Consider the following 14,136-nt stretch of genomic DNA (forward strand, 5'->3'; position numbering starts at 1 on the left):
GATCATGGACTTGACTCAGGTTTCCTCCTCCTCTTCTGCTTCGCGCGCCGACAAGGCGTTTGCGAGCAGCACGCCCGAACTCTCGCACTTCGACGAACGGCCGTTCCTGAAACGGCTCGGTATGCTCGATTGGCTGTTCGCACTCGCGCTCGTCGGGGGCGCCGGGTTCGCGCTGTCGCGCTACTACCCGTTCATGAATTACTACGACAAGCTGGTGCTGGTGTGCTCAGTGCCGGCTTTCGTGGTGCTCGGCTGGCGCTGGAAGCCGGTTCGTCCGCTGATGGTGGGTATTGCTGCGCTGTCGGTGCTTGCGATCCAGATCTACCACGGTGATCTGAGCCGCGCCGACAACGCGTTCTTCCTCAAGTATTTTCTGTCGAGCCAGTCCGCGATCCTGTGGATGAGCGCGTTGTTCGTGTTCGCGACCGTGTTCTACTGGATCGCGCTGCTGTCGCGCTCGCCGACCGGCGCCGCGATCGGCTCGAAGATGACCTGGGCGGCGGTGCTGATGGGCTTCGTCGGCATGATGGTGCGCTGGTACGAGTCGTACCTGATCGGCTCGGACGTCGGCCATATTCCGATTTCGAATCTGTATGAAGTGTTCGTGCTGTTCAGCCTGATCACTGCGCTGTTTTACCTGTATTACGAGCAGCACTACAACACGCGTGCGCTCGGCGCGTTCGTCCTGCTCGTGATCAGCGCGGCCGTCGGCTTCCTGATGTGGTACTCGGTCTCGCGCGACGCGCAGCAGATCCAGCCGCTCGTGCCGGCGCTGCAAAGCTGGTGGATGAAGATTCACGTGCCGGCGAATTTCATCGGCTACGGCAGCTTCGCGCTGTCGGCGATGGTCGGCGTCGCGTATCTGGCCAAGGAACGCGGCGTGCTCGCGGATCGTCTGCCGGCGCTCGACGTGCTCGACGACCTGATGTACAAGTCGATCGCGGTCGGCTTCGCGTTCTTCACGATCGCGACGATTCTCGGCGCGCTGTGGGCCGCCGAAGCGTGGGGCGGCTACTGGAGCTGGGACCCGAAGGAGACGTGGGCGCTGATCGTGTGGCTGAACTACGCGGCGTGGCTGCACATGCGTCTGATGAAGGGCCTGCGCGGTGCGGTCGCCGCATGGTGGGCGCTGACCGGCCTGCTGGTCACGAGCTTCGCGTTCCTCGGCGTGAACATGTTCCTGTCGGGCTTGCATAGCTACGGCAAGCTGTAAGATCCGCCTCGCTGAACCGACTAAGAACCGCCGCGTGCTTTCGCACCGGCGGTTTTTTTATGGCCGATGGAATATTCGTGGCGCCCCGGTGTTCTCCAGTCAAGCACCTGAGCAAGTACCCGTGGATGACAGACGCCCGCAAACGGGCGATCATCAATATGGCTCCGCAACGCGCGCGACGCGGCGGGCCGGCAAGGAGCAGCACGATGTGGATCAAGCGAAGCGACAGAATTCAACTGACCGGCGATGACATCGCGCGCAGCGAAATCACGCCGCGGCACGTGTTCGAGAACCGTCGACGCATCCTGCAGGCAGCGGGCGCGATGGCGCTCGGCAGCCTGATCGGCGTGAGCGGCGAGGCGCTCGCGACCTACTCGTCGCCCGATCCGAAGGCGCAGAAGCTGGCGGCGAAAACCAACACCAGGTTCGTCGCGCTCGACAAGCTCACGCCGTACAAGGACATCACCACCTACAACAATTTCTACGAGTTCGGCACCGACAAATCCGACCCCGCGCAGCACGCGGGCACGTTGCGGCCGCATCCGTGGAAGGTGAGCGTCGAGGGCGAGATCAAGAATCCGAAGGTGTATGACATCGACGACCTGCTGAAGCTCGCGCCGCTCGAGGAACGTGTGTACCGGCATCGCTGCGTCGAAGGGTGGTCGATCGTGGTGCCGTGGATCGGCGTGTCGCTGTCCGAGTTGATCAAGCGCGTCGAGCCGACCAGCAACGCGAAGTACGTGCAGTTCATCACGCTCGCCGATCCGTCGCAGATGCCCGGACTGTCGGAGCCCATACTCGACTGGCCTTACTCCGAAGGCCTGCGTATGGACGAAGCGATGCATCCGCTGACGCTGCTGACGATGGGCCTCTATGGCCAGGTGCTGCCGAATCAGAACGGCGCGCCGATTCGCGTCGTGGTGCCGTGGAAGTACGGCTTCAAGAGCGCGAAGTCGCTCGTGAAAATCCGCTTCATCGACAAGCAGCCGCCGACCAGTTGGAACACGTACGCGTCGAACGAATATGGGTTTTATTCGAACGTGAATCCGAATGTCGACCATCCGCGCTGGAGCCAGGCCACCGAACGGCGCATCGGCGAAGACGGCTTTTTCACACCGAAACGCAAGACCCTGATGTTCAACGGCTACGGCGATCAGGTCGCATCGCTCTATCAGGGCATGGATCTGAAGAAGAACTTCTAGGGCGAGCGCGATGGCTTCCGATACGCAAACTGTTACCCGCAACGAGCCTGCGACACGGCGCACGGCGCCGCTGTCGGCTGCGAAGCCACGTCCCGCGGGCGGCGCAAGCTGGGTCGTACCGGCGAAGGTGGCGGTCTTCATCGCGGCGCTGTACCCACTCGCGCGCCTTGTGCTGTTCGGCCTGACCGACCGGCTCGGCGCGAACCCGATCGAATTCATCACGCGCTCGACCGGCCTGTGGACGCTCGTGTTCCTGTGCATCACGCTTACGGTGACGCCGCTGCGCCGTCTGACCGGCGTCGCCGCGTTCGTGCGTTTCCGGCGCATGCTCGGGCTGTACACGTTCTTCTACGCGACGCTGCATTTCACCACGTACCTGTGGTTCGACAAGTGGTTCGACGTCGCGGAGATTCTGAAGGACATCGGCAAGCGGCCGTTCATTACGGTGGGATTCGCCGCGTTCGTAATGCTGATTGCGCTGGCGGTGACGTCTCCGCGCGCGATGGTGCGCAAGCTTGGACGTCGCTGGCAGACGCTGCATCGCGCGATCTACGTGATCGGCGCGCTGGCGATCCTGCATTTCTGGTGGATGAAGGCGGGCAAGCACGATCTGCTGCTGCCGAAGATTTACGGCGCAGTGATGATCGCGTTGCTGGGGTGGCGGCTGGTGGTGTGGATACGTGAGCGAAGTATCAAAACGCGCCGACGGTGACGGCGAGCAGATAACGCGTCACACACGCAGATGCAAAGAAAAATGGCGATGCCAGTCGGCATCGCCATTTTCGTTGCTGCGCTTTACCGTTGGCTCTGCAGCCGGTTCCGATGTTTACACCGGCAGAATCGTTTCGCCCGCAAACAGCTGCTTGACCTCTTCGCGCGCACGAACCACATGCGCCTGTGTACCATCCACCATCACCTCGGCGGCGCGCGCACGGGTGTTGTAGTTCGAGCTCATCACGAAGCCGTAAGCGCCGGCCGAGCGGATCGCGAGCAGATCGCCGGGTTCGACCGCGAGCAGCCGTTCGCGGCCGAGCCAGTCGCCGCTTTCGCAGACGGGGCCGACCACGTCATAGATGTGCGAGGGGACTTTGCGCTTCACGACCGGCTCGATTGCGTGATACGCGTCGTACATCGCCGGGCGCGCGAGATCGGTCATCGCCGCGTCGACGATCGCGAAGTTCTTGTCCTCGCCCGGCTTCAGAAACTCGAGCCGCGTGAGCAGTATTCCCGCATTGCCGACCAGCGAACGCCCCGGCTCGAAATAGACTTCGCGATGACCATGGCCGCGCGCCTCGATGCGATCGAGCACCGTGCGCACGAACTCGCCGATTTCCGGCGGCGTTTCGTCGTCGTAGGTAATGCCGAGGCCGCCGCCGACGTCGATATGGCGAATCTTCACGCCGTCCTGCTCGATCCGCTCGACGAGTTCCAGCACCTTGTCGATCGCGTCGAGATAGGGCGCGACTTCGGTGATTTGCGAGCCGATATGGCAGTCGATGCCGACCAGCTCGAGATTCGCCATTGCCGCGGCTGCCTGATAAGTGGCACGCGCATCGTCGAACGCAACCCCGAACTTGTTCGTCTTCAGGCCGGTGGAAATGTACGGGTGCGTTTTCGCGTCGACGTCGGGATTCACGCGCAGCGACACCGGCGCCTTCTTGCCCATCTCGCCCGCCACCGCGTTCAGGCGATCGAGTTCGGGAATCGATTCGACGTTGAAGCATTTGACGCCTGCCGCGAGCGCATCGCGCATTTCGCTCGCCTGCTTGCCGACGCCCGAAAACACGGTGTTTTCCGCTTTGCCGCCGGCCGCGAGCACGCGCGCGAGTTCGCCGCCCGACACGATGTCGAAGCCCGCGCCGAGGCGTGCGAACACGTTCAGCACCGCGAGATTGCTGTTGGCTTTGACGGCCACGTGCACGCTCGCTCGACGCCCGGCGCAGGCGCCCGCATAGGCGTTCCACGCGGCGGTCAGCGCGGCGCGCGAATAAACGTAGAGCGGCGTGCCGAACTGCTCGGCGAGGGAAACGGCGGACACGCCTTCGGCGTGCAGTACGCCGTCGACGTAGTCAAATGCGGATCGAGTCATGCGAAAGTCTTATTGAGCGGAAGGGACGGCAGAGGCGGGCCGCGGCACTGCCGGAGCCGATGCCGCGGATGCGGGCGGCGTCGTGAGTTGGTCTTCGGGAGCAAGCGTGAGCGGCGTGCCCGAGGTGTCCGGGATCGAGCCCATGTCGGCTGCGCTGCCGCTAGCCGGTTGCGTTTGATCGGTCGACGGCGTTTGCGTGCGGTGAGCCGGCGGGGCGGGCAGCGGCGGTACGGTTGGCAGATAGAGCGAGCCGCGTTGGCCGCAGCCGGTGAGCGCACAACCTGCGAGAATGGCTAAAACCGCTACAATCGCGCGGCCGGGCGCTGCCGCGCGCATCCGAGTTTCAACTCGCATGACTGTCCCTGAATGAATAATCGATGGAGTTTAGCATGTCCGATAGTGATTACCTGACCCGTGCGGAAGCCGTGCTGACCGCCATCGAGAGCGCGCTCGACGACATCGACGCCGACATCGAACTCGAGCGCAGCGGCAACGTTCTGACGCTCGAATTCGAGAACCGCACGAAGATCATCGTCAACCTTCAGCCGCCGATGAGCGAGATCTGGATCGCGGCGAAGGCCGGCGGTTTTCACTTCCGTTTCGTCGACGGTGAATGGCGCGATACACGCAGCGGCTCGGAGTTTTTCGCCGCGCTGTCGCAGTATGCGACGCAGCAGGCCGGGGAGCCGGTGCATTTCGCCGCGCAATAAGCGTGGCGTGACGAGCGCAAAGCTCGAGGCACGCTCAAAACGAAACCGCCGCGTATCGAACGCGGCGGTTTTTCATTTCTAACCGGACATCGACGCGGCCTCAGTGACCGCGGAACAGGTTCATGATGTCCTGCTTTTCCTGCTCGCCGACCTGCTCCGGTGCTGCTGCGGCGGCGCTCGCCTCGGCATCGAGCGTTGCCTGACTGACGCCGACCGTCGCGATGAAGCCGTGCCCGGGCGTGAAGTCGTCGAAATAAAGCTCCGAGCCTATTTCGCTGACGTCGTCCGGGCGGCCCATCTTGTACTCGGGCACTCCCTTCAGCGCGCGTCCCATGTACTCGATCCACACCGGCAGCGCGAGGCCGCCGCCGGTTTCCTTGTCGCCGAGGCTGCGTGGGTTGTCGTAGCCAATCCATGCGATCGCCGTGAGCGTGTGCTGATAGCCGGCGAACCACGCGTCGCGTGAATCGTTGGTCGTGCCGGTCTTGCCGGCGAGATCGGTGCGCTTGAGCACGTTGCTCTTCGCGCCGGTGCCGCGCTGCGCGACGCTTTGCAGCAGGCTGTTCATCACGTAGGCGTTGCGCGGCTGGATCGCGAACGGTGCGTTTTGCCCGGCCACGAGCGGCTGCGCGCGCGAGACGACCATGCCGCGCTGATCGGTGACCTCGGCAATCAGATACGGATTGATCCGGTAGCCGCCGTTCGGGAACACCGAGAACGCGCCCGCCATCTGCAGCGGCGTCACGAGACCCGCGCCGAGCGCCATCGGCAGATAGGCGGGGTGGCGGTCCGCGTCGAAGCCGAAGCGCGTGATGTATTGCTGCGCGTACTTCGGGCCGATCTGGTTCAGGATGCGGATGGACACGAGGTTCTTCGACTTCTGCAGCGCGGTGCGCATCGTCATCGGACCGTCGAAGCCGCCGCCGTAGTTTTTCGGCTCCCACGCCTGGCCACCGGTCTCCGCGGCGCTGAAAAAGAGCGGTGCGTCGTTGATGATCGTGGCGGGCCCAAGGCCCTTTTCGAGCGACGCCGAGTAGATGAACGGCTTGAAGCTCGAGCCCGGCTGACGCCACGCCTGCGTCACATGATTGAACTTGTTCTTGTTGAAGTCGAAGCCGCCGACCAGCGAGCGGATCGCGCCGTCCTGCGGCACCACCGAGATGAACGCGCCTTCCACTTGCGGCAATTGCGTGATCGACCAGTCGCCGTCGTCGTTCTTCACGAGCCGCACGATCGCGCCGGGCCGGATGCGCTGATTCGGCTGCGCGCGCGGGCCGAGCGCGAACTGCGCATAGCGCAGGCCGTCACCCTGAATCGTTGCGACATTGCCGTCGATGAAGGCCGCCTGCACCTGTTTCGGGCTCGCCGCCGTGACGACTGCCGCGATGATTTCGCCGTTGTCGGGATGCTCGAGCAGCGCGTCGTCGATAGCCTGCTCGCGCTCATCGGCGTCGGCCGGCAGATCGATGAACGCCTCCGGGCCGCGATAGCCGTGACGGCGCTCGTAGTCCATCAGGCCTTTGCGCACCGCGCGATAGGCCACGTCCTGATCGGCCGAGTCGATCGTGGTCACGACGTTCAGGCCGCGCGTATAGGCTTCTTCGCGATACTGCGCGTACATCATCTGCCGCACCATTTCCGCGACGTATTCCGCGTGCACGCTGTACTCCTTACCCATGCCCTTCACGACGAGCCGCTGCCGGCTCGCCTCGTCGTACTGTTCCTGAGTGATGTAGTGCAATTCGTACATGCGCTGCAGGATGTATTCTTGGCGTACCTTCGCGCGCTTCGGATTGACGACCGGGTTATACGCCGACGGCGCCTTCGGCAGACCGGCGAGCATCGCCGATTCGGCGAGCGTCAGGTCCTTCAGATCCTTGCCGAAGTACACGCGCGCCGCGCTCGCGAAGCCGTATGCGCGCTGACCGAGATAGATCTGATTCATGTACACCTCGAGAATCTGATCCTTGCTCAGCTTCGATTCGATCTTGTACGCGAGCAGCATCTCGTAGATCTTGCGCGTGTAGGTCTTCTCGCTGGACAGAAAGAAGTTGCGCGCGACCTGCATCGTGATCGTGCTCGCGCCTTGCGTCGCATGGCCGTTGGTCAGCGCGACGATGCCGGCTCGCGCGATGCCGGTGAGGTCGACGCCACCGTGCTCGTAGAAGCGCGCGTCCTCGATCGCGAGGATCGCTCTCTTCAGGCTGTCGGGCACGTCCTGGATGTGCACGATGTCGCGCCGCTCCTCGCCGAATTCGCCGATCAGTACGTGGTCGGCCGTATAGATTCGCAGCGGCACTTTGGGCTGATAGTCGGTCAATGCATCGAGCGACGGCAGGTTCGGCGTCGCGACGACGAGCGCATAGCCGAGCACCAGCACCACGCACACGATGCCCGCCACGATCAACCCGAAGAAGCCGAGGATCAGCTTTTGCCATAACGGACGTTTGCGCTTTTTCGGCGCGGGCGGCGGGGACGTAGGAGACGTGGCTTGCATAGGAGTACCGGAAAAACAGTCCCGCGATTATAGCCGCCAGGGTTTTTCTGCTTTCGACAAGCTTACGAATGGCGTGCAATCAGCACACGCCGGGTGCCGCGCGAATGACTTCGCTGTAGTCCCAACTGTAGTCGCTTTGATGTCGCTCGGGGCGGCTTCGCATCCCCGTTAGCCATTCGGCTGAATGTCGTTAGGACGTGCATCTGCCGACAATGATCCCTCGTTACTCGCGTTCGAATGGTTCGTCGCGTGAGTCAAAGGGAGGGCGGTATGGCCTATAAGAATTCGTGGCTTCAGGCGGTGCGGGAGGGCCGGCAGCGTTTCGCCGCCGGCATCGACGTCGGTTCGCAAAACGTGCGTCTCGTCGTGGTGAGTCAACGCGCACGGGGCGCGCTGCATCTCGAACATATGAGCACGGTGCCGCTCGCGGCCGGCGCGATGGCGGGCGCCGAGATCGTTGACCGGCAGGCCGTCGCGCGGGCGTTGCGCGATGCGTTCGCCGGTCTGCCGCGCGTATGCGCGACGCACGCGCTGCGCTGCGCGATGGCCGTGCCCTCGTCGGCCACGCTGACGACCACGGTGCCGCTCGCGCGGCTCGCCGCGCAGAGCGACTGCGAGGCGGAGGACGGCGGCATTGCGCTCGCCGGACTCGCGCCCGCCGTGATGGGCGAGGCGGAGCGCATCGCCGGGCTCGAGCGTCATGCGCTCGCGGTCGACTGGTACGTCGACGAGATACCGTCGCCGGTGCGCTCGGTGAAGATCGCCGCGACCGCGCGTCAGCATCTCGAAGCGCGGATCGAATGCGCGGCAACAGCGGGAATATCGCTGTCCGCGATCGACGGCGAACCGCACGCGGCGTTGCGCGCACTGCGCCACGCAGCGAGTCGCGAACTCGACCCGAACGAGCCGTACGCGGCGGTGTGGGTCGGTACGGACGGCGTGTACGGCTGGAGCGTCGTCGATGGCGCGAACGTCGGCGAGATGCGCTATCCGGCGCCCGAGCATACCGATCTTGCCGACGCGTTGCGCGATCTGACGCAAGGGCCGGAGTTCGACTGCGCGTTGATCGGCGGTGAAATCGATCTGCTCGACGGCGTCGGCTTTTCACTCGCCGATATTGGCGATGTGCTCGGCTGCTCCGTGCTGCCGTTCGAGTGCGCGCTGCTCGGCAGCCAAGCGCGTGAGCTCGACGACGCGTTGTTGCACGAGCCCGCTGGCGCGGTCGCGTTCGGGCTCGCTTTGCGCGGGGTGCTGGAATGAGGGGCGTTCTGTCGTTTTCGTCTGGCGTGCCCGCGAGTCCCGATCGGTGTGATCAGCGCGTCGCCGTGCCATGGCTCGGCGGCTTCAATCTGCTGCCGTACCGCCAACGCAACGCGCGACTCGCGCGGCGCCGCTGTATGCGCGACTGGGCGGTGGCGGCTTGCGTCGGCGCCGCGGGGGTGTTGCTCGTCGCCGGTTGGCAGAGCTTCGCCGCGGCGCGGCTCGATGCGCGGCGCGCGGTGGCCGGGCAAGCGCTGACGCGGCTCGCAGCGCCGCTCGCGGAGCACGCGAAGCTGTCGCAGGTTGGGCAGCAGCAGCGCAACGCCGCGGCGCGCGCCGCGAGCCTCGCGGCCCCGCTCAAGCATCTGCGAGATCTGCTCGACGCGCTGAGCTTCGAGCCCGGCGATCGCGTCGTGTTGCGGCAGTTGCGCCAGCGCGAGTACGAGACCGAATTGCTGGCGACGTCGAGCGGCCATCTCGCGTCGGCCGAATGGCTCAAGCGGTTCGGCGCAATCCACGGTGTGCAGGGCGCGGAGATGCGCGATCTGCGTCGGCCGACGGGGAAGGGCGGCGCGTCGACGGAACCGGTGATGGGCGGACCGGTGCAGTTCGATGCGCGCCTGCGCTGGGGCGATCCGCCTCCGAAAGCGACGCGCGCCTCGCAGGTCGCACGAACGGGAGGTGCCCGATGAGCACGACTTTTTTCGAGCCGGGCGGTGCGGCGCACGGGGCCGCGATTTTTTCGCGCTGGGTCAAGCGGGCGCGTGTGCCGCTCGACGCGTGGAGCCGGCGCCGTCGCTGGCTCGTCGCGGCGACGCTTGCCGCGCTCGTGTTCGGCCTCGGCGCATACGGCTGGAACGCGGCCGATCTCGCCGGACTGGAGGCGAGCCGCGCGGCGCTCGCGGTCAGCACGCAGCGACTCGCGGATGCGCGGCACGCGCTCGCGCAGCTGCCGTCGTTGCGCCGGGCCGCCGCGGCGATGCCGGCCACGGCATCGAGCGCTGTGTCGTGGAATTCCGCCGACGACGTGCGCATCGTCTCCGAGCTGGCCACGCAAAGCGGCGTTGCGTTGCTCGCCATCGAACCCGGCGCGGCGAGCGGTGAGGGCGTCGAGCGGATGCGCGCGCTACAGCTCACCGCGCGCACGGAGTTCGTTCACCTGATGGCGTTTTTCCATGGGCTCGCGCAACTGCCGGTGCTGATCGTTCCCGTCGACGTGACCGTCAAGCAGGACGGCAAAGGGCTCGCGGTGGCCGCGACGCTGCAGGTGTACGACGCGCTGCGGCCTGCTCCCGAGACTGCGGCCGCAAGCGCCGAGGCGAGCCCTGACGCCGACGATGACGACGAAGATCTGGTGTTCTTCGATCCGTTTGCCAGGCCGCAGATCTCCGCGAGCGGCGAGCCGGGCGATGCCGCCGAATTGCGCCTCGTCGGTTTGCTGCGCGATCGCACCCGCGGGCTCGCCGTGCTCGACACGCCAGACGGCACGACGACGGTCGCGGCCGGGCAGCAACTCGGCGTCGAGCGGGTCACGCAGCTCGACGAGCTCGGCATCACGCTCGCGAACGGCGGCGCGACGCGCACACTGACGCTGCCGGAGGCGTCATGAAGCGCGCGCTCGAGCGATGGAGCGTGGCGATGTTGGGGGCCGGACGCGAGAGCCGCGTCGATATCGGATTGTGTTTCGGGTTCTACGTCGCTGCGATGCTGGGCGCCGGCGTTGCGCAGGCATCGGCGCCACCGCTGCTGCCGCCGTTGCCGACTTACGCGGCGCTCGGCGACCCGGCCGCGTCGGCCAATGCCGCCTACGAGCCAGCACCGCTTCCGGGCGGCGGCGTCGGCCAATTGTCGAATCCGTTTGGCGACGCTTCTGTGCCAAACGCGGGCGAGGACCGGGACGCCCTGCAGGCGACTTCGCGTTCCGCGATAACGCCCGACGCTTCTCCGGACGACGTCGTTAACGGCCCGGTCCAGCCGCCGTCGCCAAAACAACCTGCCACCCCGGCTCGCGACGACAGCGCCGGCACGCCCAGTCTCGAAGGTCCGCCGGTCCCGCTGCCGCCGCGGCTGCGCCTCGCAGACGCACCGGCCAATGCCGACTCGGACCTTGCCGGGGGCAACAAGCCGATCTCGCTGAACTTTCAGCGCGCGCAGCTCGGCGCGGTCCTGAAAGCGTTCGCCGAGTTCACCGGCTTGAACATCGTCGCCAGCGACAAAGTGCGCGGCGCCGTGTCGATACGGCTCGACAAAGTGCCGTGGCGCACCGCGTTCGATACGCTGCTCGACGTCAACAATCTGGCGATGGAGCGCCACGGCAACGTAATCTGGGTCGCGCCTGCCGCCGAACTCGCCGCGCGCGAACGTCAGCGCTTCGAAGCTCACGCGCACGCGGCGGACCTCGAGCCGCTCGCGAGCCGTACGTTCGAGCTGCACTACGCGCACGCCGAGGACGTGCGGCGTCTGCTGACCGGCTCCGGCACCCAGCGCGTGCTGTCCAAACGCGGTGCCGTCACCGCCGATCCGCGCACCAACCTGCTGTTCGTCACCGACCTCGCGGGGCGGCTCGAGCAGATCGCGGCGCTGATCGCTTCCGTCGACCGGCCGACTCGCCAGGTGCTGATCGAGGCGCAGATCGTCGAAGGCGACCAGGGCTTTTCGCGCAATCTCGGGGTGCGGCTGTCGCTCGCCGGCACGAGCGCGGACGGTACGTCGAGGGGGCTGACGGCAGGAACGGACGGCTCCGTGTACGATCTGTCGGCCCGTCCGATCTCCGGCTTCGATGCCGCGACCGCCGGCCTCACGCTGTTCGCGGCGCGCGCGACGCGGCTGCTGAATATCGAGCTATCGGCGCTCGAATCCGAGGGACATGGGAAAATCGTGTCGAGCCCGCGGGTCGTCACGGCGGACCGGATGAAGGCGATCGTCGAGCAGGGCACCGAGCTGCCGTATCAGGCGAAGGTCGGCCAGGGCGTATCGGGCGTGCAGTTTCGCCGCGCGACGCTCAAACTGGAGGTCGAGCCGCAGATCATGCCGGATGGCCGGGTGGTGCTCGATCTCGACGTCGCGAAGGACAGCGTCGGCGAGCAGACCGACGCCGGGCCCGCGATCAACACCAAGCACGTGCAAACGCGCGTCGAGGTCGAGGATGGTGGTACGGTGTCGATCGGCGGAATTTACGAGACCGACGACCGGGACGACGTCGAGCGGGTGCCCATTCTTGGCAAAATACCGGTTCTGGGCGCTTTGTTCCGCAATCGGACTCATCGCGACACGCGCAGCGAACTGGCTGTTTTCATCACGCCGCGGGTGGTGCGGGAAAATTAGGGCATATAGGGCACGCTTGCGCCGCCGTTCGCCGGCGGTGCGCAGGCTCGACAAGGCAGCCGCTTTGCCAGTAAGCTGCGGCACGAACTACACCGGATTAGCCAGAGGACACCGTTGCAAGCGCGGGACGCACACGCCAATGTTTTTTTCGTAGGGCTCATGGGGGCAGGAAAAACCACTGTGGGTCGGGCGGTTGCGCGCCGTCTCGAGCGCCCGTTCTTCGATTCCGACCATGAAATCGAGGCGCGCACGGGCGCGCGCATTCCCGTGATCTTCGAGCTCGAGGGCGAAGCGGGTTTTCGCGATCGCGAAGCGAGCGTGATCTCCGATCTGACCGGACGCGACAATATCGTGCTCGCGACCGGTGGCGGCGCGGTGCTGCGGCCGGAAAACCGCGAAGCGCTGAAAAGCCGCGGCCTCGTGATCTATCTGCGCGCCAATCCGCATGACCTGTGGCTGCGTACGCGGCGCGACAAGAATCGCCCGCTGCTGCAAACGGAAGACCCCAAGGCGCGCCTGGAAGCGCTCTACGAAGTGCGCGATCCGCTGTACCGCGAATGCGCGCACTTCGTGATTGAAACCGGCCGGCCGTCGGTCAACGGACTCGTCAACATGGTTCTGATGCAGCTCGAGATGGCCGGCGTCGCCAAACATCCTGCGTCATAATGGACCGTATGATTACCGTCAACGTCGAACTGGGCGAGCGCGCCTACCCCATCCATATCGGTGCCGACCTGATCGGCCAGACCGAGCTGTTCGCGCCGCACATCGCCGGCAACTCGGTCACGATCGTCACCAATACCACCGTCGACCCGCTTTACGGCGACAAGCTGCGCGCGGCGCTCGCGCCGCTGAACAAGCAGGTGTCCACAGTCGTTCTGCCGGACGGCGAAGCGCACAAGAATCTGCAGACGCTGAATCTGATCTTCGACGCGCTGCTCGGCTCGCGTGCCGACCGCAAGACCACGCTGATCGCGCTCGGCGGCGGCGTGATCGGCGACATGACCGGGTTTGCCGCGGCCTGCTACATGCGCGGCGTGCCGTTCATCCAGGTGCCGACCACGTTGCTGTCACAGGTGGATTCGTCGGTCGGCGGCAAGACCGGCATCAATCATCCGCTCGGCAAGAACATGATCGGCGCGTTCTACCAGCCGCAGGCGGTGATCGCCGACATCGGCGCGTTGCGTACGCTGCCCGGGCGCGAACTCGCGGCGGGCGTCGCCGAGGTCATCAAAACCGGCGCGATCGCCGACGCCGGTTTCTTTAGCTGGATCGAGGCCAATATCGAGGCTTTGAACCGCTGCGAACCGGAAGCATTGACCGAGGCGGTCAAGCGCTCGTGCGAGATCAAGGCGGCGGTCGTGGCGCAGGACGAGCGCGAAGGTGGTCTGCGCGCGATTCTCAACTTCGGCCACACGTTCGGCCATGCGATCGAAGCCGGACTCGGCTATGGCGAGTGGCTGCACGGCGAGGCAGTCGGCTGCGGAATGGTGATGGCGGCGGATCTGTCGGTGAGGCTTGGCCATCTCGATGAAGCGTCGCGCAAGCGGCTCGTCGACGTCGTGCTTGCCGCGCATCTGCCCACTCGCGCTCCCGCGCTCGGCGCGGACCGCTATGTCGAACTGATGCAGATCGACAAGAAAGCGGAAGGCGGTGCGATCAAGTTCATTCTGCTGAAGCGTTTCGGTGAAACACTGATCACCCGGGCGCCCGACGCCGACGTAAATGCAACGCTGGCCGCCGCCGTCTAGATCCACCACGGCCCTGCAGCCACGCTTTACGCACCCGCGTCACGAGGCGCCGCCCATGTTTCGGAGAACCCGGTGACCGACAGGCGCAGC

At 65.5% G+C, this 14,136-nt stretch carries 13 protein-coding genes; 10 read left to right on the forward strand and 3 right to left on the reverse strand.

The genetic code is table 11. The annotated features are described in order from the left end of the window. The first annotated feature begins 4 nt into the window (after positions 1-4). The 3 genes from ccsB to msrQ all read left to right on the forward strand — a co-directional run bounded on the left by ccsB (position 5) and on the right by msrQ (position 3,127). Positions 5-1,213 (forward strand): c-type cytochrome biogenesis protein CcsB, encoded by a 1,209-nt coding sequence (gene ccsB, locus EVC45_RS15995; RefSeq protein ID WP_129958921.1) that lies wholly within the window; start codon positions 5-7, stop codon positions 1,211-1,213. 206 nt (positions 1,214-1,419) lie between these two features. Beyond that, positions 1,420-2,415 carry a protein-methionine-sulfoxide reductase catalytic subunit MsrP gene (gene msrP / locus EVC45_RS16000; protein ID WP_129958922.1) on the forward strand — a complete coding sequence of 332 codons (996 nt, stop codon included), beginning with the start codon at positions 1,420-1,422 and terminating at the stop codon, positions 2,413-2,415. Between the two features lie 10 nt (positions 2,416-2,425). Then, positions 2,426-3,127 carry a protein-methionine-sulfoxide reductase heme-binding subunit MsrQ gene (gene msrQ / locus EVC45_RS16005; protein ID WP_129958923.1) on the forward strand — a complete coding sequence of 234 codons (702 nt, stop codon included), beginning with the start codon at positions 2,426-2,428 and terminating at the stop codon, positions 3,125-3,127. A gap of 114 nt (positions 3,128-3,241) precedes the next feature. On the opposite strand, the gene lysA is transcribed toward msrQ, so the two are convergent. Both lysA and EVC45_RS16015 read right to left on the reverse strand, forming a co-directional pair. Continuing rightward, positions 3,242-4,504 (reverse strand): diaminopimelate decarboxylase, encoded by a 1,263-nt coding sequence (gene lysA, locus EVC45_RS16010; RefSeq protein WP_129958924.1) that lies wholly within the window; start codon positions 4,502-4,504, stop codon positions 3,242-3,244. Positions 4,505-4,513: 9 nt separating this feature from the next. Beyond that, complete coding sequence (locus tag EVC45_RS16015) at positions 4,514-4,858, reverse strand: lipoprotein (protein ID WP_129958925.1); 345 nt, start codon at positions 4,856-4,858, stop codon at positions 4,514-4,516. 35 nt (positions 4,859-4,893) lie between these two features. On the opposite strand from EVC45_RS16015, the gene cyaY reads away from it, so the two are divergent. Beyond that, the gene (gene cyaY, locus EVC45_RS16020; protein WP_129958926.1) at positions 4,894-5,214 is read left to right on the forward strand and encodes an iron donor protein CyaY; all 321 of its coding nucleotides are present in this window, start codon (positions 4,894-4,896) and stop codon (positions 5,212-5,214) included. A gap of 100 nt (positions 5,215-5,314) precedes the next feature. Here cyaY and EVC45_RS16025 read toward each other — a convergent pair whose 3' ends face one another. Continuing rightward, the gene (locus EVC45_RS16025; RefSeq protein ID WP_129958927.1) at positions 5,315-7,711 is read right to left on the reverse strand and encodes a penicillin-binding protein 1A; all 2,397 of its coding nucleotides are present in this window, start codon (positions 7,709-7,711) and stop codon (positions 5,315-5,317) included. A gap of 270 nt (positions 7,712-7,981) precedes the next feature. Between EVC45_RS16025 and pilM the strand changes: the two genes are divergently transcribed. The 6 genes from pilM (at position 7,982) to aroB (ending at position 14,046) form a co-directional block, all read left to right on the forward strand. Then, positions 7,982-8,971, forward strand: coding sequence for a pilus assembly protein PilM (gene pilM, locus EVC45_RS16030; protein WP_129958928.1), 990 nt, complete (start codon positions 7,982-7,984; stop codon positions 8,969-8,971). After that, positions 8,968-9,663 (forward strand): fimbrial assembly protein, encoded by a 696-nt coding sequence (locus EVC45_RS16035; protein WP_129958929.1) that lies wholly within the window; start codon positions 8,968-8,970, stop codon positions 9,661-9,663. Before pilM ends, EVC45_RS16035 begins: the two co-directional genes overlap by 4 nt. After that, positions 9,660-10,580, forward strand: coding sequence for a hypothetical protein (locus tag EVC45_RS16040; protein WP_129958930.1), 921 nt, complete (start codon positions 9,660-9,662; stop codon positions 10,578-10,580). The genes EVC45_RS16035 and EVC45_RS16040 overlap by 4 nt, the downstream gene beginning before the upstream one ends. Next, positions 10,577-12,295: a type IV pilus secretin PilQ gene (gene pilQ / locus EVC45_RS16045; RefSeq protein ID WP_129958931.1), complete on the forward strand. Its 1,719-nt coding sequence runs from the start codon at positions 10,577-10,579 to the stop codon at positions 12,293-12,295. The genes EVC45_RS16040 and pilQ overlap by 4 nt, the downstream gene beginning before the upstream one ends. Before the next feature lie 114 nt (positions 12,296-12,409). Beyond that, positions 12,410-12,961, forward strand: coding sequence for a shikimate kinase (locus EVC45_RS16050; RefSeq protein ID WP_129958932.1), 552 nt, complete (start codon positions 12,410-12,412; stop codon positions 12,959-12,961). After that, a complete protein-coding gene (aroB, locus tag EVC45_RS16055) occupies positions 12,961-14,046 on the forward strand; it encodes a 3-dehydroquinate synthase (protein WP_129958933.1) in 1,086 nt (361 codons plus the stop codon). Before EVC45_RS16050 ends, aroB begins: the two co-directional genes overlap by 1 nt. The last annotated feature ends 90 nt before the right edge of the window (positions 14,047-14,136 follow it).

Source organism: Paraburkholderia sp. UYCP14C (genome assembly GCF_004197395.1).
Classification (GTDB): domain Bacteria; phylum Pseudomonadota; class Gammaproteobacteria; order Burkholderiales; family Burkholderiaceae; genus Paraburkholderia.